General features: G+C 36.9%; 19 protein-coding genes and 1 riboswitch. Of the genes, 15 read left to right on the forward strand and 4 right to left on the reverse strand.

The features are described 5' to 3' along the window. Positions 1–620: 620 nt before the first annotated feature. The 13 genes from sufC to FCI53_RS10395 all read left to right on the forward strand — a co-directional run bounded on the left by sufC (position 621) and on the right by FCI53_RS10395 (position 15,276). A complete protein-coding gene (gene sufC / locus FCI53_RS10335) occupies positions 621–1,406 on the forward strand; it encodes a Fe-S cluster assembly ATPase SufC (RefSeq protein ID WP_138418514.1) in 786 nt (261 codons plus the stop codon). A 15-nt stretch (positions 1,407–1,421) separates the two neighbouring features. Beyond that, the gene (gene sufD, locus FCI53_RS10340) at positions 1,422–2,732 is read left to right on the forward strand and encodes a Fe-S cluster assembly protein SufD (protein ID WP_138418516.1); all 1,311 of its coding nucleotides are present in this window, start codon (positions 1,422–1,424) and stop codon (positions 2,730–2,732) included. Then, the gene (locus FCI53_RS10345; protein WP_138418519.1) at positions 2,732–3,952 is read left to right on the forward strand and encodes a cysteine desulfurase; all 1,221 of its coding nucleotides are present in this window, start codon (positions 2,732–2,734) and stop codon (positions 3,950–3,952) included. Before sufD ends, FCI53_RS10345 begins: the two co-directional genes overlap by 1 nt. Next, a complete protein-coding gene (gene sufU, locus FCI53_RS10350; RefSeq protein ID WP_138418521.1) occupies positions 3,942–4,379 on the forward strand; it encodes a Fe-S cluster assembly sulfur transfer protein SufU in 438 nt (145 codons plus the stop codon). Before FCI53_RS10345 ends, sufU begins: the two co-directional genes overlap by 11 nt. A 43-nt stretch (positions 4,380–4,422) precedes the next feature. Then, positions 4,423–5,820 carry a Fe-S cluster assembly protein SufB gene (sufB, locus tag FCI53_RS10355; RefSeq protein WP_138418523.1) on the forward strand — a complete coding sequence of 466 codons (1,398 nt, stop codon included), beginning with the start codon at positions 4,423–4,425 and terminating at the stop codon, positions 5,818–5,820. Positions 5,821–5,940: 120 nt separating this feature from the next. Continuing rightward, on the forward strand, positions 5,941–6,744 hold the full coding sequence (locus FCI53_RS10360; RefSeq protein WP_138418526.1) for a sulfite exporter TauE/SafE family protein: 804 nt from the start codon (positions 5,941–5,943) through the stop codon (positions 6,742–6,744). Positions 6,745–6,757: 13 nt separating this feature from the next. Then, positions 6,758–8,149: a bifunctional metallophosphatase/5'-nucleotidase gene (locus FCI53_RS10365; RefSeq protein WP_138418528.1), complete on the forward strand. Its 1,392-nt coding sequence runs from the start codon at positions 6,758–6,760 to the stop codon at positions 8,147–8,149. Between the two features lie 63 nt (positions 8,150–8,212). Continuing rightward, a complete protein-coding gene (locus tag FCI53_RS10370) occupies positions 8,213–8,524 on the forward strand; it encodes a YunC family protein (RefSeq protein WP_138418530.1) in 312 nt (103 codons plus the stop codon). Between the two features lie 309 nt (positions 8,525–8,833). Then, positions 8,834–9,922 carry an HD-GYP domain-containing protein gene (locus FCI53_RS10375; RefSeq protein ID WP_138418532.1) on the forward strand — a complete coding sequence of 363 codons (1,089 nt, stop codon included), beginning with the start codon at positions 8,834–8,836 and terminating at the stop codon, positions 9,920–9,922. Between the two features lie 78 nt (positions 9,923–10,000). Further along, a complete protein-coding gene (yunB, locus tag FCI53_RS10380; protein ID WP_138418534.1) occupies positions 10,001–10,783 on the forward strand; it encodes a sporulation protein YunB in 783 nt (260 codons plus the stop codon). Between the two features lie 68 nt (positions 10,784–10,851). Continuing rightward, a riboswitch (Lysine riboswitch) is annotated at positions 10,852–11,026 on the forward strand. A 674-nt stretch (positions 11,027–11,700) separates the two neighbouring features. After that, entirely contained in the window at positions 11,701–13,248 is a 1,548-nt protein-coding gene (locus FCI53_RS10385) for a Na+/H+ antiporter NhaC family protein (RefSeq protein WP_138418536.1), read from the forward strand. Between the two features lie 394 nt (positions 13,249–13,642). Beyond that, positions 13,643–15,172, forward strand: a complete 1,530-nt coding sequence (locus FCI53_RS10390) for a sodium-dependent transporter (RefSeq protein ID WP_138418538.1) — start codon at positions 13,643–13,645, stop codon at positions 15,170–15,172. Then, positions 15,172–15,276 (forward strand): MetS family NSS transporter small subunit, encoded by a 105-nt coding sequence (locus FCI53_RS10395; protein ID WP_138418541.1) that lies wholly within the window; start codon positions 15,172–15,174, stop codon positions 15,274–15,276. The genes FCI53_RS10390 and FCI53_RS10395 overlap by 1 nt, the downstream gene beginning before the upstream one ends. A 32-nt stretch (positions 15,277–15,308) precedes the next feature. On the opposite strand, the gene FCI53_RS10400 is transcribed toward FCI53_RS10395, so the two are convergent. Next, complete coding sequence (locus FCI53_RS10400; protein ID WP_138418589.1) at positions 15,309–16,250, reverse strand: M23 family metallopeptidase; 942 nt, start codon at positions 16,248–16,250, stop codon at positions 15,309–15,311. A gap of 142 nt (positions 16,251–16,392) precedes the next feature. Next, positions 16,393–16,980, reverse strand: coding sequence for a YhcN/YlaJ family sporulation lipoprotein (locus tag FCI53_RS10405; RefSeq protein ID WP_171038136.1), 588 nt, complete (start codon positions 16,978–16,980; stop codon positions 16,393–16,395). A gap of 159 nt (positions 16,981–17,139) precedes the next feature. Between FCI53_RS10405 and FCI53_RS10410 the strand changes: the two genes are divergently transcribed. Continuing rightward, entirely contained in the window at positions 17,140–17,415 is a 276-nt protein-coding gene (locus FCI53_RS10410) for a YutD family protein (RefSeq protein WP_138418545.1), read from the forward strand. A gap of 39 nt (positions 17,416–17,454) precedes the next feature. Here the strand turns inward: FCI53_RS10410 and FCI53_RS10415 are convergent, their stop codons facing one another. After that, positions 17,455–17,739, reverse strand: a complete 285-nt coding sequence (locus FCI53_RS10415) for a hypothetical protein (RefSeq protein ID WP_138418547.1) — start codon at positions 17,737–17,739, stop codon at positions 17,455–17,457. Between the two features lie 729 nt (positions 17,740–18,468). Here FCI53_RS10415 and FCI53_RS10420 point away from each other — a divergent pair. Further along, positions 18,469–18,906 (forward strand): DUF86 domain-containing protein, encoded by a 438-nt coding sequence (locus FCI53_RS10420; RefSeq protein ID WP_138418549.1) that lies wholly within the window; start codon positions 18,469–18,471, stop codon positions 18,904–18,906. Positions 18,907–19,018: 112 nt separating this feature from the next. On the opposite strand, the gene FCI53_RS10425 is transcribed toward FCI53_RS10420, so the two are convergent. Then, positions 19,019–20,566 (reverse strand): hypothetical protein, encoded by a 1,548-nt coding sequence (locus tag FCI53_RS10425; protein WP_138418551.1) that lies wholly within the window; start codon positions 20,564–20,566, stop codon positions 19,019–19,021. Positions 20,567–20,807 lie beyond the last annotated feature (241 nt).

The raw sequence follows: 20,807 nt of genomic DNA on the forward strand, positions 1-20,807 counted from the left end.
CTGCCTTCACTGCTAAGTTTTCTAATTAGTGATAGAAGTAATACTTTATAAATTAATAAATAAAGAATTACTGCAAGGTTTTGTTACATCTGCTAATTAACATAAAAGGTATATTATATATTTTTTATTAAGTAAAGCACTATAAAACTTCAGGGTACTGGAAATAAGCGGAGGCAATACACGGAGACTCCCGTGGGACTAGTGGCATCGGTGAGACCCCGCAGTGAGGTACGAACGAGGAGGCTCACCAGCCCCCCACAGGAAAGCGTAGTGTATTGCCGCAGCGCCGTTCAGCACTAACCTTATTAAGAACGGACGGAAGTCATGTGCAATTTTTCATATAATACAACTTATATGCATGTAACACCATTCTATTAGTAAAAAGTCTAATGTCTAAATTGTTACGAAATAGCAATACACAAACTTCTAGTATTAAAAAATAGAAGAGGGGGAGGATGGTTCATATAAACTTTTTAAACAAATCTGTTTAAAAAGCGCTTACATCAATGGTCAAATTGTTGATAATAGATTCGAAATGATATAAGATTGTAATGAGAATAGATTGAGAATGGACGACAATCCATTAAAAATATTATGAATAAGTATTTGGAGGTATCTATATGGCTGGATCAACGTTAGAAATTAAGAATCTTCATGTTGAAATCGAAGGTGAAGAGATATTAAAAGGTGTGAACTTAACAATTAAAGGTGGAGAGTTCCACGCAATCATGGGACCGAACGGAACTGGTAAATCAACACTAGCTTCTGCAATCATGGGTCACCCTAAATATGAAATTACTGAAGGCAGTATTTTAATGGATGGGGAAGACGTATTAGAAATGGAAGTAGATGAACGTGCAAAAGCAGGTCTGTTTTTGGCAATGCAATACCCTAGTGAAATTAGTGGTGTGACAACATCTGATTTCCTTCGTTCTTCCATCAATGCGCATCGTGAAGAAGGCGATGAAATTCCGCTAATGAAATTCATTAAAGAAATGGACGCAGCAATGGACTATCTAGAAATGGATAAAAACATGGCACAACGTTACTTAAATGAAGGTTTCTCTGGCGGTGAGAAAAAACGTAATGAAATTCTTCAACTTATGATGATCAAACCAGAAATTGGTATCCTAGATGAAATTGACTCTGGTCTTGATATCGACGCATTGAAAGTTGTTGCAAAAGGAATTAACAAACTACGTAGTGAAAATTTCGGTTGCTTAATTATTACACACTATCAACGCCTATTAAATTATGTAACCCCTGACCATGTTCATATTATGATGCAAGGTAAAGTTGTGAAATCTGGTGGACCTGAACTAGCACAACGTCTAGAAGCAGAAGGTTATGAGTGGGTAAAAGACGAACTAGGCATTGAAGACGAAACTGTTGAGCAAAAAGCGTAAGTTAGGAGGGGTTGTATGACTGTGGATACGAAGCTACCATACGAAAAAGACTATGTTAATGAATTTTCAAATAATCGAAATGAACCGGATTGGATGAAATCATTGCGCCTACGTGGATTAGAGTTAGCGGAAACGCTTGAAATGCCAAAGCCGGATAAAACGAATATAACAAAGTGGAACTTTAGTGAATTTAAACATGAGTTACCACAAGTAGAGCAAATTCAATCATTGGATGAATTGCCTGAGGAAATTAAAGTTTTTGTTGATTTAGAAAATACAAAGCAAAACTTACTCATTCAAAAGAACCAAACGATTGCGTATCGCTCAACGACATCAGAGCTTGAAGAAAAAGGTGTAATCTTCACTGATTTACAAACAGCTTTGGAAAAACATGGTGATCTAGTTCAGCGATACTTTATGAAAGACGCGGTTTCGATTGATGAGCATCGTCTAACAGCATTGCATACGGCATTAGTAAATGGTGGAGCATTTGTCTATGTCCCTAAAAATGTTGTAATTGAAGATCCAATCCAAACGATCTATTGGCAAGAAGATGCGACACTAGCATCCTTTAACCATGTGATTGTAGTAGCTGAAGAAAATAGTTCACTTACTTACGTAGAGAATTATATTTCTGCTAATCAGGAAGAGGAAACAGTTGCTAATATCATCACAGAAGTAATTGCCCATGATAATGCGAAAGTATCCTATGGTGCAGTTGATAATTTTGCAGCTGGAACGACTGTCTATTCCAATCGACGTGGCGTAGCATATCGTGATGCAACGATTGATTGGGCATTAGGTGGAATGAATGATGGGAATTCAGTAGCAGAGAATATCACACACTTAATGGGTGATAATTCCAATTCAAATGCGAAAACTGTAACAGTTGGTCGTGGAAAGCAATCACAAAACTTTACAACACAAATCCGACACTTTGGTAAAAACTCTGAAGCGTATATCTTACAACATGGTGTGATGAAGGAACGTGCATCATCTGTATTTAACGGGATCGGTAAAATTGAACACGGTGCATCAAAATCAAATGCAGAGCAAGAATCACGCGTGCTAATGTTAAGCAAGGATGCTCGTGGGGATGCGAACCCAATCCTATTAATTGATGAAGACGACGTAGAGGCAGGGCATGCTGCATCTGTTGGACGTGTCGACCCAATTCAACTTTATTACCTAATGAGTCGCGGAATTTCTGAGAAAGAAGCAGAACGATTAATTATTCATGGTTTCCTTGCACCAGTTGTAAACGAAATGCCGATTGAAACTGTTAAGAATCAATTAACCCAAGTTATTGAAGGGAAAGTAAATTAATGGATGTAAAAGCCATCAAAGAACAATTTCCTGTTCTTGATCAACAAATAAATGGTAATCCATTAGTCTATTTAGATTCTGCTGCAACTTCACAAAAACCATTAACAGTTATTCAGGCGTTAGAAGATTATTATAAATTTGATAATTCCAATGTTCACCGTGGTGTGCATACATTAGGTACACGAGCAACTGATAAATATGAAGGTGCAAGAGAAAAAGTGAAACACTTTATTAACGCAGAAAGCACTTCTCAAGTCATCTTTACAAGAGGTACAACGACTGCGATTAATACAGTGGCATATAGCTATGGCCGCAGTAATCTTACTGAAGGGGATGAAATTGTCATCACCCATATGGAACATCATAGTAATATTATTCCATGGCAACAGGCAGCAAAAGCAACTGGAGCTACATTAAAATACATTCCACTTCAATCAGATGGTACGATCAGTTTGGATGATGTAAGAGCAACGATTACAGATCGAACCAAGATTGTGGCAATGATGCATGTATCAAATGTGTTAGGTACGATTAATCCAATTAAAGAGGTTGCGGCCATTGCCCACCAGCATGGAGCAGTGATGCTTGTCGATGGAGCGCAAGGTATTCCACATCTTCGTGTCGATGTAAAGGATTTGGATTGTGATTTCTATGCGTTTAGTGGGCATAAGATGTGTGGTCCGACAGGGATCGGTGTTCTTTACGGAAAAAAACACTTACTAGAGGAAATGGAGCCAGTTGAATTTGGTGGAGAAATGATTGATTTTGTTCACTTATATGATTCTACTTGGAAAGAACTTCCATGGAAATTTGAAGGTGGAACACCAATTATAGCCGGAGCAGTCGGACTTGGTGCTGCAATAGATTTTCTAAACGAAGTAGGTTTAGAAAACATAGAAGCACATGAAGAAAGATTAGCTGCATATGCCATGGAAAAATTGCATACGATGGATGGTATAACCATTTTTGGACCGGAAGAAAGAGCGGGACTGGTTACCTTTAATTTAGATGATGTGCACCCACATGATACAGCAACTGTATTAGATGCAGACGGTATTGCTGTTCGTGCTGGACATCACTGTGCCCAACCGTTAATGCGTTGGTTAGATGTAACTGCAACAGCTCGTGCTAGTTTTTATTTATACAATACGGAAGAAGATATTGATCGCCTAGTTGATGGATTAAATAAAACGAAGGAGTATTTCGGAGATGTCTTTTGATAACCTCGATACGTTATACCGACAAGTTATAATGGATCATTATAAAAATCCGCGTAACCGTGGAGAATTAGAAGATGATTCCTTAATGATCGATATGAATAACCCAACATGTGGAGATAGAATCCAGTTGCATTTACAAGTAACTGACGGTAAAGTGGAAGATGCTATGTTTGAAGGGGAAGGCTGTTCGATTAGTATGTCCTCCGCTTCAATGATGACCCAAGCAATAAAAGGGAAACCTATTGACGATGCATTAAAAATGTCAGGGGCATTCTCCCAAATGATGCTTGGGGAAGATGTGGATAGCGATGACTTAGAGTTAGGAGATGCAGAAGCATTACAAGGTGTTTCTAAGTTTCCTGCTAGAATAAAATGTGCGACCCTTGCCTGGAAGGCAATGGAAAAAGGGATTAATGAAGAGAAGTAAGCGCACCTGTGTTTGTTAATCACTCTTATAGGAGGTATGAACGATGGCGAAAAAGGCACCTGAAGTTGGTGAATATAAATATGGCTTCCATGATAAAGATATTTCGATATTCCGTACTGAAAAAGGTTTAACGAAAAAAGTCGTGGAAGAGATTTCAAGAATGAAGGAAGAACCTGAGTGGATGCTAGACTTCCGCCTTAAAGCATTGGAACAATTTTATAAAAAACCAATGCCACAATGGGGTGGAGATCTTTCAGAATTAGATTTTGATGAAATTACGTACTACGTAAAACCATCAGAAAGATCAGAACGTTCTTGGGATGAGGTACCAGAAGAAATCAAAAATACGTTTGATAAACTTGGTATCCCTGAAGCAGAACAAAAGTATTTAGCAGGTGTTTCTGCGCAGTACGAATCAGAGGTTGTTTATCATAACTTGAAAGAAGATCTGCAAGAACTAGGGATCGTCTTCAAGGATACAGATACAGCACTAAAAGAAAATGAAGAAATATTTAAGGAGTATTTCGGTAAAGTAATACCGGCTTCTGACAATAAGTTTGCTGCACTTAATACAGCAGTTTGGTCTGGTGGTTCCTTTATCTATGTACCAAAAGGTGTGAAAACAGAAACACCTTTACAAGCATATTTCCGAATTAATTCAGAAAATATGGGCCAATTCGAACGTACGCTTATTATCGTTGATGAAGGTGCTTCTGTCCATTATGTGGAAGGTTGTACAGCACCAACTTACACAACAAACTCCTTGCATAGTGCAGTTGTTGAGATCTTTGTTAAAAAGGATGCATATTGCCGTTATACAACGATCCAAAACTGGGCGAACAACGTGTATAACCTTGTTACAAAACGTGCAACATGTGATGCAAACGCAACAATGGAATGGATCGATGGTAATATCGGTTCTAAGTTAACCATGAAATACCCTGCCATTATCTTAAAAGGTGAAGGTGCCCGAGGTAACACGCTTTCCATTGCATTAGCTGGTAAAGGCCAATTGCAGGACGCTGGGGCAAAAATGCATCACTTAGCACCAAATACGTCTTCAACGATCGTCTCAAAATCGATTGCGAAGCATGGTGGGAAAGTTAGCTATCGTGGCCTTGTGAACTTTGGTCGTAAAGCAGATGGTGCTCGAGCGAATATTGAATGTGACACACTAATTATGGATAACAAATCAACATCTGATACAATTCCTTATAATGAGATCTATAATAATAATATTTCATTAGAGCATGAGGCAAAAGTATCCAAAGTATCAGAGGAACAGCTTTTCTATCTAATGAGTCGTGGTATCTCTGAAGAAGAAGCAACAGAAATGATTGTAATGGGCTTCATTGAGCCATTTACAAAAGAGTTACCAATGGAATATGCTGTGGAAATGAACCGTCTAATCAAGTTCGAGATGGAAGGTTCAATTGGATAATGACTAATTAAATTAATAAAAAAGGGTCCGAACTTGTTAGTCGGGCTCTTTTTCTTTTCTATAGTGGTAGAATATCTGCTAAAATAAAGTATATTCTATAATAAGACGGTAGGGATTGCCATGGTGTTTGTATGGTGTTTATTAATTGGAACTCTAGCGGCAACGGTTGGAAGTGTTGTTGGCTTGGGTGGGGGACTTATCCTCGTTCCAAGTTTATTAATCTTGAATCAATATCATGAACTATTTGCATGGGCAACCCCGCAACAAGTAGTAGGTGTTTCGTTGGTTGTGATGGTGTTTACAGCATTATCAGCAAGTCTATCCTATATGAAGGAAAAACGGATTGATTATCGAAGTGCTTTTTTATTTATGACGGCAAGTATTCCAGGTGGTGTGTTAGGGTCATGGTTGAATCAATTTGTTGATACTGAAGTGTTTTCGATTTATTTTGGTGTGCTTATGTTTCTGTTGTTTTTTGTGTTTTTCTTTAAAAAACGTGTAACAACAAGTACAGAAGATGTTCGAAAACAAAGTATAGTTGGTGAACGACAAAAGAACAAATTCTCCATTTTGTATGGATTTGTTGTTGCATGCCTAGTTGGTATACTTTCTGGTTTGTTTGGTATAGGAGGAGGCTCATTAATGGTTCCTGCTATGGTATTGTTATTTCAGTTTCCTATTCACATTGCAACAGCGACATCCATGTTTATGATTTTATTTGTTAGTTTAATTAGCTCTATTACACACATCAGTCTTGGTCATGTTCCGTGGGAATATGTAGCTTTGTTTATTCCAGGCGCATGGATAGGCGGCACGATTGGAGCAAAGCTCAATCAACGTTTAGGTAGTAAGACGGTCGAATGGATCTTACGTGTATTATTAATAGTGGTTGGAATCCGATTAATCTGGCAAGGGATTGGATAAAGGGAGTATAAAAATGGAAGAAAAGTTATTCTTTTACTACACAAATGATTTACATAGTCACTTTGAAAATTGGCCAAACATTGTTGGCTTTTTCAAGGAGAAAATAAAACGAAGGGAACAAGAAAAACAATCTTATTGGTTGTTAGATAATGGTGATCATGTTGATCGGTTTCATCCGATTACAGAAGCTTCTATGGGTAAAACGAATGTGCAATTATTAAATGCTGCAGGTTACGATATTGCCACAATAGGTAATAACGAGGGCATTACACTTGATTATCCTGACCTATACCAATTGTATGATCAAGCTGACTTTCAAGTTGTTTGCGCAAACCTAGACAGTATGATAGAAGCAAATCCTACTTGGTTAAAGCCAACCCATCAGTTCACTTCAAAAAGTGGGATTAAAATAGGGGTGATTGGTTTAACAGCACCTTTTAATGCTTTTTATCACTTATTGGGCTGGACGGTCCACCCTCCTTTAGAATCCCTTAATCAATATATCTATGAATTAAAAGAAGAAACAGATATTGTTATCTTATTATCTCATTTAGGGATATTTGAAGATGAACAAATTGCACAATATTATCCAGAAATTGATGTGATTATCGGAGGACACACCCATCATTTAATCAGAGATGGTGAGCGAATTAGAAATACATTGTTAACCGCTGCAGGTAAACATGGTAAGTTCGCAGGTGAAGTCATTTTAACTTGGGACCACGCACAGCGTCGGTTAGTAAATAGTGAAGCATACACGACCGAAGTCGATGTGACACCAACAGATGAACAAACAGAGCACCAGTTGCAAGAGTATTACCAACAATCGTTATCCCAACTAAATCAACCCGTTACCTATATAGATCAACCAATAAAGGCAAATTGGTTTGCGGAAACAAAAATGATGAAGCGTCTCGTTGCCACTTTGAAGGCTTGGACCACTGCAGATGTAGCGATGTTAAATGCAGGATTGATACTAGATGGTTTACCGGCTGGAAAAGTGAGCTATGGGGATATTCATCGAATTTGTCCACATCCCATCAACCCTTGTGTTGTACAATTAAGTGGGAGTGAGTTGTTGGAAGTGATCAGAGCGAGTTATACGAAAACATTTCAAGAATATAAATTAAAAGGGTTTGGTTTTAGAGGCGAAGTGATTGGAAGAATGGTTTATGATGGCATTGACATTGACCTCACTAGTAATGGGCTAGAAGAACAGGTGCGAGAGGTAAGGATAAATGATGAACCAATCCAACCAGATAAAACTTATTCAGTTGCGACAGCAGATATGTTTACATTTGGAAAATTATTACCGGAAATCTCTCGAGCAACGGATAAACAATTTTATATGCCAGAATTTCTAAGAGATTTACTCGTTTCTATGTTTGAAAATCAAAAATTTTAACAAGTCTGCACACATATTTTCTTTCTCCATATATTGGTAATGGAGAAAGGAGTGCATCTATAGATGATTACTTGCAAACCTTTATTTATTGATGGGGAAGCCTTTGTTGCCACACAAGTAAAATTACCTAATACGAATTTGATGGTCATATCGAATGAAGTTGGTTATGTGATGTGCGGGGCTTTGGATGTAGATCTACTAAATGACAAATTAGCAGATCGGAAAATTGTAGCAGGTCGAGCGACTGGTGTGAAAACAATCGATCAATTGTTGGATGCACCGCTAAATAAGGTAACCAAAGAAGCAGCCGAGACATATGGATGGTACGAAGGTATGAACACGAAAGATGCGTTGCTCGCAATTGCTGAAAAGTAATAATAAAGTGGATCATTCTTCAATGGAGGTGATCCACCATTTAATCCCGGTACAACCGTTCGTTCGTAAAACTCCCACTTCAAAACATGAAATGAAACGGATTTGTTTAAGTGGGAGTATATTTTCGCTTCTACACAATTGGTTCAGGCTAACACTTAGTGTGGAAGTGCAAAATACAACTGGGTGAAATTTTCTTTTTATCTTATATGTAACTGGAGCTATGGAGAAATTTGGGGATTTTTGTGGTGATGTGACGAATTATTTGTTATCATTTATACTAGTATGGAGAATAAGTGTTAGGAGAAAGTTATGAGACTAGTAGCCACGAAATCTATCAAACCCGGAACTGAACTTGCAAAGACCATTTATAGTGATAATGGACAAGTTCTTATTCAACGGGATATCCAGCTCACACAACGGATGTTAAACCGTTTAATGGAATTAGGCATTACATACCTTTATATAAAAGATGTTCATACAGAAGATGTGATGGTTGAACCCCCAATTTCTGATGAATTACGGATGGAAGCAGTTAAAACAGTGAAAAATTCTTTTACTGACATTCAAAATAATGACTATATGAAACGTTCATTCCTTGTTGAACAAGCTGGAGAAAAGATGGCAGATATGGTTAGTCATATTATGAGTGAAATGAAAGGTCGAAAAGAGGTAATCTCGATTCTGTCAGATGTGTTAATCAGTGATGATTATGTATTTTCCCACTCTGTTAATGTCACGATTTATTCGTTAGCACTGGCCAATGAAATGGGAATGCCTTCTAAACGAATGGAAGAAATCGGTTTAGGTGCCATGCTCCATGATGTTGGAAAAATGTTTATACCTGATGAAGTGTTACAGAAGACAGGGAAACTAACGGATGAAGAATTTAAGATTATTCAGAAACATACGGATGAGGGATTTAATTATCTAAGGAAAGCGAATAATATTCCACTCTTGGCTGCTCATTGTGCTTATCAACATCATGAACGATTGAATGGTACAGGCTATCCGAGAGGGATCACAGAAAAAGATATGCATCCTTATGCTAAAATATTAGGTGTTGCCGATGTTTTTGATGCTGTCACAAGTGATCGTGTATATCGTGATGCCATGCTCCCACATGAAGGGTTAGAAATATTGTATGCAGGTGCTGGTGAACTTTTTGATAAGAATCTTGTTGAAGCATTTAAGAAAACAATAGCCATTTATCCACAAGGGTTAACACTACAACTTAGTGATGGTAGAAGTGGTGTGGTAATCAAGCAAAATCCGCACTTATATGAACGGCCAATCATTCGAATTTTAAAAGAAAACAATCAACCGGTACGTGAACCTTATGAACTTGATTTATCAGAACAGTTTGATATTGTGATAACAAGCTGCAATACGGATCTTTAAGATTTGCTTTAAGAAAACTTAAAATTGAATGTCTATCCCCCTCGCAATGCGCATAATGTTTGTTGAGGGGGTTTTTTTATGCGAAAACGACGAACTTACAAACCAATTAGTCCACCTCCAGCAAAACAAGTTTTTCTCATTTCTTGTGTATTTTTCATTATTTTTTCAATTATTAGTATCTTAATTGTAAATGCAGGAATTAAGCCTGTCCTCTTAGAGGTTGCTACAGCTCGTAATGAGCAGTATGCCAACCAAGCGATTGGGATTGCGATTAACAAACGTCTAAATGAAGAATTACAGGTGGAGGACCTCATTATATTTGAGTATAACGATAATGGTGAGGTTGAAAGTTTCAAGATAAATGGAACAGTAGAAAATCGTGTTCAGCACAATATTCACAACCGGGTAGAAAATTACTTGAAACAATTAGAAAAAGGTGTTGTGCCAGATTCTACAACGCCTTTAGATGTAGAGATTGATGAACAAGAACAAGATAGAGGGATTGACGAGGTAAGGGAAAAGGAAAATTTAGTCGAAGTACCTTTGGGACAAATTTTTGATATACCGTTACTCGCTAATTTAGGTCCAAAAATTCCTGTTAATTTAGAAGTTGTTGGGATTGTAAGTACCGAAATTGAAACGGAAGTTATTGAACGATCTATTAATAATATTTATATTCGACCATTAGTGCATATTGAAGTTGAAATCCAAACAATTATTCCGTTTGCCTCTGAACCAGCAGAAATAAAGCAGACGATTCCATTAGGTGGTGCTGGTTATCAAGGGGATGTGCCAATGTATTATAATAATGGTAATAGTGATGAAATGCCAGATTTCTCCATACCAATAGAAGAGCCATAAAACTATTGCATTCTCTTCTTTCTATTGGTATACTGTCATAGGAATTGAATAGATCGACCTTATCTGATCGGTGAGGTAGAGGCGCGAATAATAAGAGTAGCAAATGGAAGGATGACAACATAGCCATTTGTGAAAGGATTATTTGCCGAAGTGTAACGAGACTGTCAAGCTCCTTGCGCTGGTATATTTCTGAATAAGGAATGTACTGTCATATATAGATTTATATGATGAACTACTGATCGCATTGGAGGATAACGTAATTTGCTTAATTTAAGCAGTGATAGTTATTTTCTATCACTGCTTTTTATTTTGCCTAAAAACAGTTTTCTCAAAGATTGTTGTTTCGTCACAATAAACATGTAGCTCCCGCCATCCTTTAAAAAGAGTGCTAAATAATCGCTGCGGAAATACACTACGCTTTCCATGGGGGGGCTGGTGAGCCTCCTCGCTGTGGGGTCTCACCGATGGTTCTTAAGGATTACAGGCTAAAACCGTCCTTGTCGGACAACGCCTGCATAACCCTTGCCGGGCCTCGGGAGTCTCCGTGTATTTCCTCCGCTGATATTTTGCATATGATTTTTGGGAGAGTAGTGAATGTGAATTTTACATCTAGTTTACAACTATCTTCAATTAGGACACAACAAACAGCGTAGTATTCAATCGGAGCGATCGGATAGCACTCTCTTTCAAAAGGAAATGGAAGAAGTCAATTTCATTTAAAAGTTACGTCCGTGTTTTGATAAACTATGACATTTGAGAAAGCAACAGCAGTTACCAAAAGAGTCTTACCTTGAATTATAGAGTTAGTTTGATTTTAGTGACCATTTTCCATCATATGTAAATCATTGAATGAAAAATTCTCACTTATAGATAAGCTTGACTGTTTCATTTCCAAATATTATTCGGAGGTAATACTAATGGAAGGAACAATTTATTCACTGATTCCTGCTTTAATCATGCTTGTGCTAGTACTTGTTACTAGAAAAGTGTTGCCATCTTTAGGAGCAGGGGTAATTATTGGTGCATTATTACTGCATGATTTTAATATTGTTGGATCATTGCAAGAAATATGGGTTGTATTTCGTGATGTGTTTATTACAGAAGATGGAGTAAGTATTGGCAACTTGTACTTATTTGGATTTTTAATTTTATTAGGAATTACAACTGCATTTATGGCTGCTTCAGGTGGTAGTAAAGCATTTGGGGATTGGGCCATTCATAAAATTAAAACTAGAAAAGGTGCCTTATTATTACCAGCAATCTCAGGTCTTATTATTTTTATTGATGATTATTTCAATAGTTTAGCAGTGGGACAAGTTTCTCGTCCTGTTACAGACCGTTTTAAAGTTTCTAGAACGAAGCTTGCTTATTTTATTGACTCTACCTCAGCACCTATTACCGTTATTTCACCCATTTCAAGTTGGGGAGCATTTATCATTGGTACATTAGGGGTTATTTTAGCTGATGAAGGCATGAGCCAGTATCAACCGTTAGAAGCCTTTGTCAAAATGATTCCATTTAACATGTATGCATTTGCTGCAATCTTTTTAGTGTTTGTCATAGCATTTACAAACATTAATCTTGGAGCAATGAAGCGACATGAACAAAGGGCTCTTGAAACAGGGGAATTATATGATCGCAATAAAGGGGAAATCCCTGGTGATTTAAAGGATTCGTTTGCATCACATCAAAATGGCAAAATTTACCATTTGGTTGCACCACTAGCAACTCTAATTGTGGCAACTATTGGTGCGATGATCGTAACTGGAGCACAAAATACGGAAGGACAAGTTGGTATTCTTCCAATTTTTGAAAATACGGATGTTAATTTATCATTATTTACTGGTAGTTTGATTGCAGTAATTGTTGCATTTGTTCTTTATTTGGCACAGGCACAACCTAAGGCCAATTCTCTGAAAGTGTTTTGGGAAGGTACAAGAGCAATGCTTCCGGCAATTTATATTCTAATCCTAGCCTGGATGATCGGGGCTGTAATCGAAAACTTGGAAACTGGCGAATATTTGGCTATGCAAGTAGCGAATGCATCGATTAATCCAGCATTCTTACCAGTTCTATTGTTTATTGTTGCAAGTTTTATGGCGTTAGCAACAGGTACGTCATGGGGAACCTTTGGTATCATGCTACCAATAGCAGGTGAAATTGCTGCGGTTACGGATGTTAGTTTAATCCTACCAGCACTATCAGCAGTATTAGCTGGTTCTGTATTTGGTGATCATTGCTCACCAATATCAGATACATCGATTCTATCATCAACTGGTGCTGGTTCTAATCACATCGACCATGTCATAACACAATTACCATATGCAATGATTGCAGCTATTGCTTCAATCATAGGGTATTTAATTGTCGGTTTTACTGGACAAGCACTGTTAGCATTAATTGTAACATTAGGAATTGTTGTAATTATAGTATTTGCATTACGTAAAATTAATCCAACAAATTAAAGGAAAAACCTCCCGTTTCTGGGAGGTTTTTTTATGCAATCATAAGTAAGACTCCAGCTTCAATGCATGAAATAAAAAGTACTGGATAATGCGTGAAAAGGCGTAAATACGCAGGATTTAGAAAAAAAGCGAAGGATAATGAAAGAAGAAACGATAAAGTACACGTTACCATGACAAAACAACAATTAAAGGAAAACTGATCTAAAAATTCTCCGATTCGTCAAATTTCAACAATTTATATAAAAATTAAACTTTTTTCTTTACATAATGAAAAGGACTAGTTATAATAATCATTATTAATTATCTGAAAAAAGTAAAAATTTAAAACATTCTAGTTAAAGGACGTGCATACGTCTAACCTAAGAATGTAATTAAATTGAAAGGGGAGGACAACATGGAAACACGTTCACAATGGGGAACACGTCTTGGGTTTCTACTTGCAGCAATGGGTTCTGCAATTGGTCTAGGAAATATTTGGCGATTCCCGGCAACAGCATATGAAAATGGTGGGGGCGCATTCTTCTTACCATATTTATTCGCGCTTCTAACAGCAGGTATTCCATTATTAATTATGGAATATACAATTGGACATAAATATCGAAGCTCTTCACCAAGAGCCTTTAGTAAAATGAGTAAAGGAATGGAATGGATGGGCTGGTGGCAAGTCCTTATTTCCTTCGTTATTTCCACTTATTATCCGATTATTATTGCTTGGGCAATCATGTATGCTTATTTTTCACTCGGACAAAGCTGGGAAGGATCAGAAAATGCCACAGCATTTTTCACTGGAGATTTCTTAAATTTAGCCGATGCAGGGACATTTGGTTCAATGGTACCAAATGTATTAATTCCGCTTATAGCCGTTTGGGCAATTGCATTATTTTTCTTAGGTCGTGGAGTTAAAAAAGGGATTGAGGTTGCTAACAAAATCTTTATTCCAACATTAGCCGTTGTATTTTTAATTATCGTCATTCGTGCTGTTACATTAGATGGTGCGCTTGAGGGGTTAAATGCTTTCTTTGAACCAAATTGGGAAACGATTATGAATGGTGATGTATGGGTTGCTGCCTATGGGCAAATTTTCTTTAGTTTATCAATCGCTTTTGCAATTATGATTACTTATTCTTCTTATTTACCGAAAAAATCTGATATTACGAATAACGCCTTTATTACTGGTTTTGCCAATTCTTCTTTCGAATTGTTGGCAGGTATTGGAGTCTTCGCAACGATTGGTTTCATGGCGTCTCAAACTGGTCAAGTAGTAAGCGAAGTTTATTCAGGCGGTGGTGTCGGGTTAGCCTTCATGGTATTTCCTGAAATCATCAGTCAAATGCCAATGGCGGGATTATTTGGTTTCTTATTCTTTGCATCTCTTGTGCTTGCGGGATTGTCATCCTTAATATCAATCTCGGAAACGTATATTGCAGCTGTCCAAGAGAAGTTTAGTATTTCTCGTGGAAAAGCAGTGACATTAGGTGGAGGACTTGCTGCACTTGTATCTTTAGCTTATGCAAATCAAGGTGGTTTAAACCTATTAGATACGGTTGACTACTTTATTAACCAATATGGTGTTGCATTAGCTGGTTTATTTGAAGTTGTTGCAATTGCATGGTTTGCGAAGTCATTAAAAGATCTACAGAACCATGCTAATAGTGTCTCAGATATTAAACTTGGTGCATGGTGGAGAGTATGTATCGGTCTGATTACACCAATTGTACTTGGTTATATGATGCTTCAAAATCTTAGAACAGAAGTATCGAGGAACTATGAGGGTTATCCAACAGACTTCTTATTTAATTATGGTTGGCTTGTTGCAATTGGAGCCATGTTTATTGGTGCACTCATAACCATTAAAAAATGGCCTAAGAAAGAAGTACAATCAGATGTGGATGATGATGAGGCAGATAAGGAGGTGGCTCAATAATGACTGCAGGTGCTATGACAATGGCGATTTTGGGAGCCGTCATAATATGGGGAGGACTTGCTGCTAGTATTACGTACGCAGTCAAGGTATCAAAATCTAAATAATGTAAAGGATCAGGCTATAGCCTGATCCTTTTTTAATTACTACGTGCTTTTTTCTCCCATTTTCTAAGATGTGGATAAGGGTCAAATGACCACTCGGTAGAACCATTATCTTGATAAATTCCATAATGCAAGTGTGGTGGGAATTTACCAGAAGTACCTGGTGGTCCATAACCTGTGGCGCCGACAGAGCCAATGACGTCACCTGGTTCTACAATATCACCAATTTCCAGTCCGTCTTGATAACCATTTAAGTGTGCAAAATAATGGTAGCGGCTATAAATGTCACGTATACCAATACGCCAGCCACCGTAACGGTTCCATCCTTTCAATTCAACTACACCATACGTAGTTGCTTTGACCGGAACCCCGTAATTTGCAAAAATATCTGTCCCTTCATGGATCCGGCGACCACCAAATCCTCTTGCATCTCCCCATGTATTTTTGTAACTGTAGTTATATCCTTTAGGTATTGGAAAGTCCGTTTCGTTAAGTGTAATCGTTCCATATTCTTTAAAGATTTTAGCAATATTCATGATGGTTTGTACGGTTAATTCTCGTTGGTAGTAGCTCCATAGTGCTATCTTAATATCTTGCTTTGTTTTTCCATGCTTTTCAATATAATGGGCAAAACTGTGAAGGATGTCTTCATCATTCGTACGTTCTGCTAAACCATCCCCATTCCCATCTTGACCAAAACCGTCAAACATTGCAATCCAGAACGGCTTATTTTGTTTGCTTGGATTCGCTAATCCATACCATTTATTTTCTGGAATGGTAATGGAAATTACCCCATCTGATGCCGTTTCTTCTTGGGTATTACTTTCATATTGGTCAATTGCTGCAAAATAATACCAAGGAATTTGTGTGATGGCTTCTGTCTTTTTGTATAAATCTAATCGTTTTTCGTCAGCGTTTTCTTCTTCATTAGCAAGAATTGGTGAACTAAAAAGTAAACACGACAAAAAACAAATCATTAGGATGCGTATGAGTTGGAGCAATCGTTAGCTCACCTCCTATAAATGCTATTAGTCAGTAGTGTGCACGAATTTCCTGTATTAATAATTGGAAAAAGCACCCTATCCACGAACATATGGAAGGGCGCGTTGATATATTTAACTAATCATAACGTTCTGTCTCTTCGTATACGTTTTCTCCTTGGGGCGACTCTTTCATATCATCAATGATATTCTCTAATGCATTTTCATAATCATCATTCATTGTGTTTGAATTTTGTAAACTTTGTATATCTCTAAAAGTAACAGGTTTATCTGAAACGTACACGTGGTAAAAACGAGGCACAACTGACATAGCAGTTTTTCTTACCATCGTCGCTGCTTTTTCACGATCTAGATCGTCGGGCTTGTTATAAGCAACTAATACTTCGTCATCTGTAACAAGTGTTGCGACATTATCAAAATCATCATATTGTAAAACCATTTTTGAGATGGCGTCTGCTAATTGATCACGATCGATTGATAAAACATTTCTGTTTTGCTCTGCATCCATGTCCACCTCGTCTTTACTATAGCGGACATAACCTAATTTCGAACTTATTTCTTCATCAACATGTTGATTTGAACGATGAGGTTGATCAAATTCGTTACCACCAAATTCTTCATTCTGCGCTTGGTTATTTGTACCACAGCCTGCCACTAATAAACTTGATGATAACAAAGCAGGGATTAGCAATTTATTTGTATTCATTTTCTCCCTCCTCCAAACTAAAACTTTCCCCATTTTTAGTTTGGTTTAGTTTGTGATAACCATGCAAGAAGATATTTCCGTTAGAGGAGAATCAATGATTAACTGTGGAAATGTTCTGTAAATGTGATAAAATAAGGACAGTCTAAGGAGTGAGCATAGATGATTGAAGTGCAAGGGAATCATTATCAAGTGATTGAAGAAGAAAAAAGTGGCTTTCATGTTGATGTTTTTAAAGAGAGGTATAGCGAGATATTACATAAATATGATTTTATTGTTGGGGACTGGGGATATGAACAATTGCGTCTAAAAGGATTTTACGATGATCAAAATCCGAAAGCTTCTTTTGATACAAAAATTAGTACCCTTGATGACTACTTGTATGAATATTGTAATTTTGGTTGTGCTTATTTTGTATTGAAGCGAATTGATAAATAATTAATTGTAGAAAAACTACCCAGAAACAGGGTAGTTTTTTCATTGTTCTTCTTCTTCAGGTTTTACATCACCTGTATGATCATGAAGTGGATGGGCGTTATCAACTTGTCTAGGTAAATCTTCATGTAAGTCTTTATTAGGATAATTAAAGGCACTATGGTAACGTTGACCTTCTTTCCATGGCGTACTTTTGTTGTTTACTAATTTATCTTTATTAATCGGTGACCCATAGGGACCTTCAGGCATTTGTTCTGGTACTAAGAAATTTCTTTGATCCTCCACATTTGAAAAATCAGAGTATTTTCTTTTGTCTTTTTCTGACATGAGTATGCCTCCTTTTCCGATAGTTTTTCCGAAATCGCATTTTCTTATGAATTCGAATTTTTATTAACGGCTATTGGACAGCTTTACGAAATGTCGGAGTTGAGAGTAACTCCGACGTAACTAATTTTTGTAAAATTACTTTTCCTGATTTTAATTGAGTGCTAAACGATCGCTTCGGTAGAATCCTCCGCTTTCCATGGGCACGGCCTCAGCTAACTTGGTAAAGAACCCCACTTTACCAAGTGGATCTTCGGCTCGCGCTGTTCCCATAGGACAAGGAAGGCTGCGGCAGCGTTACATCGCACGAAGAAAATTGATTTTTATTTTCGAGGAGTCTCCGTATTCTACCTACGCTGTAGTGGTGTTCTGATTAACGTCAGATAAGATACCTAAAGCAATAGCTGAGTCTGAGTGCATTGTTACTTACGAGAAAATTGATTCTGTGTCATAAAATCAAGCAAAAAGCTATAAAATTACGATACACACACCAAAGCGTAGTGTATTTCAGCAGCGACAATAACACCACTCATTTTATTAAGAATGGAAGGAATCATGATAAAGTTACGTCGGAGTTTATGTTAAATCTCACATAAGCATCAAAATTTTAGAACACAGCCTCTTTATTAAAAAGGGGAGCATAATTATATGCCTCAATGTTGTTATTTCTGCAAATTCAAACAAGGGTATGCTATGATAAAGGAAAGTCCTAATTTATTGGGGGAATGAACCATGTATTTTGTCGACCGAAATCAAATTGAGCAAACACTGCAGTATATGGATGACTTGTTACAGGAATTTCATCGTTATCACTATGAAACAACAGTTGAAAAACTAGCTTTAGAGCGAATTGTACATATGGTAATCGAGTCGATGCTTGATGTTGGGAATATGATGATTGATGGATTTATTATGAGAGACCCTGGAAGTTTTTATGATATTATCGATATCCTTGTTGATGAAGAGGTGTTACCAAGTGAGGAAGCAGATCACTATAAGCAGGTGATTGATTTACGTACACCATTAGTAAAAGAGTATACAGAAGTGGATCATAGTCATTTAATCGATATTATAAAAACGAATATGCCAATTCTTGAAATGTTTAGTAACCATATTCGTCATTATTTAACTGGTGAAAGCAAAGTAGCAACTACTTTTTATAAACAATAGTGCAGCAAAAAAAGCTCAGATTAAATTCTGAGCTTTTTTGACGTTATAGATATCGTGGTGTTGATAAAGAGTAGAGATACGATCCTCACTAGTGAACCTCCTCATTCTATCCTCAAAAAATATAAGGTCCAAAAACAATTGTTAACAGGAGAACATGTACGGTTATAAAATAAAACAGTTTAATCAATGAACTCCATTCCTTTATCCTGCTTCCTAAATGGGTGGATACAAATGCTATAATGGCAAATAATAGTCCATACACGTATTGACTACCGGTGAAAGTCAAATAATTTGGTGCGGTTTGATATATATGATCAATAAAAAAACGATTGTTAAAAATAAAAAAGCTAAAGAAATAGCTAACCAATCCACCATAGTAAAGCCAAGTTGTATCGTTATCTAATAATTTCCGACTAGTGAAAAATGAAATGGCTAAAAATAAAACAGGTCCGATTAACCAGTGAAAAGCTAGGATGATCGCGATAAAGGATACCGATAACATTCCTATTGTTTTACCAAGTCCTCTTATTAAGTCATCCTGATTAACTGAATCTGTTTTCTCTATTATTTCTTGTTGATCAGATGCAAGATAAATGGGGTTGGTTTCATTCTTGATGTCAACCCACGTAATCATATTCGGACTTAGTCTTTGCGGTTTTACCGACACAAATGGCGTATTACTTCGTCTATATACATCAAAAAAATCATGACTTCCCCTAGTTGCCTCGTAGATATTGTATCCCACTTCTTCTCTGAACTTCGTTTGTGTTGCTCCTCTTGCATAAAACAGTAATCGTAATTGACCTTCGTGAAAAGTGAGCGAAATATCACTAACATCACTCAAAGTACCTTCACTTTTGGGGTCATCGAACGATAACTTTTGTAAGGAATCATTGACCGATTCATATAGATAAATCGTATTTACCGGCGCCTTTCCACCAGTTCCTTTTGTTTTTGTTTTCAAAACAAAGGCAATCTTTTCTCCATCCATTGCCAAAGTAGTTTCCTCTATCGTTTGGTGTAAAGGTATTTCAACAGTATCTTGAACAACCTGATTTGTAATGCCATTTCCCTTGTGATCAATGTTTAATTTGATCTGACTACCTTGCTGTTTATAGCTAAGAAAACCATACCCGTGTTGCGTCTTCGTTATAACGATATCGTCATAAGTCTCATCAAATGATGGAACGACTGTTTGTGTTTTGGTTTTAGGGTCTAGATGAACTAATTGTTGGTCTTTTGTATAAAAAATAGCAGATGGTAAAGGGAAAAAGTTATCTGCAGCAGTAATAGGCTCGTTAGTAGTTCCGTCGATAATCGTATGATCATCAAAATAGAGTAATTGTTCCGCATCCGCATAAAATTTTGTCCACTTGTTAACAGGGATCTTTTTGTATGTATCCGTGGATTTTAATGTCATAGTATTGTTATAAATTTTTTTCTGTAGAGAATCATTCGTCAATTCTAGTAATTCAATTGTGTTGTTTTTTGTTTTTCTAATAGTAGGGTAATTATTTGTACTAGTCTGTCCAATCTGAAGAGCTCTGCTCCAATTTTTTTCAGGCTTCTCAATGACTTCTGTTAAATTTTGTATATATAGTGCAATGATGCTGATGACAAGTGCCAACATTGGAATCAACCAGTACAGCCTTTGTTTCAATACGGATCACTCTCCTTTTTTACCCTCTAGAATTATCTTCAAAAAAATACTTTAAAAGATTCAAAATATTGTAACATACCTTCCATTTATTTAGAAGCAAACGAAGAATGTAAGTTAGAGACGGCAAAATCATATATATCCATGTTTTGTAGAGTTTGTACTAAGGAGTTATTTTTCGCTTATCAACATTTCCGTGTGACATATTTCACAACAGCAGAACGCGATGGATGGTTAAATGTGG

Source organism: Aquibacillus sediminis, from assembly GCF_005870085.1.
Taxonomy (GTDB): Bacteria; Bacillota; Bacilli; order Bacillales; family Amphibacillaceae; genus Aquibacillus_E; species Aquibacillus_E sediminis.

Excerpts from the sequence above, each read along its gene's own strand:
- FCI53_RS10410 (WP_138418545.1), top strand. The coding sequence starts at position 17,140 with ATGATTGAAGTGCAAGGGAATCATTATCAAGTGATTGAAGAAGAAAAA.
- FCI53_RS10400 (WP_138418589.1), bottom strand. The coding sequence starts at position 16,250 with ATGATTTGTTTTTTGTCGTGTTTACTTTTTAGTTCACCAATTCTTGCT.
- FCI53_RS10370 (WP_138418530.1), top strand. The coding sequence starts at position 8,213 with ATGATTACTTGCAAACCTTTATTTATTGATGGGGAAGCCTTTGTTGCC.
- sufB (WP_138418523.1), top strand. The coding sequence starts at position 4,423 with ATGGCGAAAAAGGCACCTGAAGTTGGTGAATATAAATATGGCTTCCAT.
- sufD (WP_138418516.1), top strand. The coding sequence starts at position 1,422 with ATGACTGTGGATACGAAGCTACCATACGAAAAAGACTATGTTAATGAA.
- FCI53_RS10395 (WP_138418541.1), top strand. The coding sequence starts at position 15,172 with ATGACTGCAGGTGCTATGACAATGGCGATTTTGGGAGCCGTCATAATA.
- FCI53_RS10405 (WP_171038136.1), bottom strand. The coding sequence starts at position 16,980 with ATGAATACAAATAAATTGCTAATCCCTGCTTTGTTATCATCAAGTTTA.
- FCI53_RS10390 (WP_138418538.1), top strand. The coding sequence starts at position 13,643 with ATGGAAACACGTTCACAATGGGGAACACGTCTTGGGTTTCTACTTGCA.
- FCI53_RS10415 (WP_138418547.1), bottom strand. The coding sequence starts at position 17,739 with ATGTCAGAAAAAGACAAAAGAAAATACTCTGATTTTTCAAATGTGGAG.
- sufU (WP_138418521.1), top strand. The coding sequence starts at position 3,942 with ATGTCTTTTGATAACCTCGATACGTTATACCGACAAGTTATAATGGAT.
- yunB (WP_138418534.1), top strand. The coding sequence starts at position 10,001 with ATGCGAAAACGACGAACTTACAAACCAATTAGTCCACCTCCAGCAAAA.
- FCI53_RS10345 (WP_138418519.1), top strand. The coding sequence starts at position 2,732 with ATGGATGTAAAAGCCATCAAAGAACAATTTCCTGTTCTTGATCAACAA.
- FCI53_RS10360 (WP_138418526.1), top strand. The coding sequence starts at position 5,941 with ATGGTGTTTGTATGGTGTTTATTAATTGGAACTCTAGCGGCAACGGTT.
- FCI53_RS10375 (WP_138418532.1), top strand. The coding sequence starts at position 8,834 with ATGAGACTAGTAGCCACGAAATCTATCAAACCCGGAACTGAACTTGCA.
- FCI53_RS10365 (WP_138418528.1), top strand. The coding sequence starts at position 6,758 with ATGGAAGAAAAGTTATTCTTTTACTACACAAATGATTTACATAGTCAC.
- sufC (WP_138418514.1), top strand. The coding sequence starts at position 621 with ATGGCTGGATCAACGTTAGAAATTAAGAATCTTCATGTTGAAATCGAA.
- FCI53_RS10385 (WP_138418536.1), top strand. The coding sequence starts at position 11,701 with ATGGAAGGAACAATTTATTCACTGATTCCTGCTTTAATCATGCTTGTG.
- FCI53_RS10420 (WP_138418549.1), top strand. The coding sequence starts at position 18,469 with ATGTATTTTGTCGACCGAAATCAAATTGAGCAAACACTGCAGTATATG.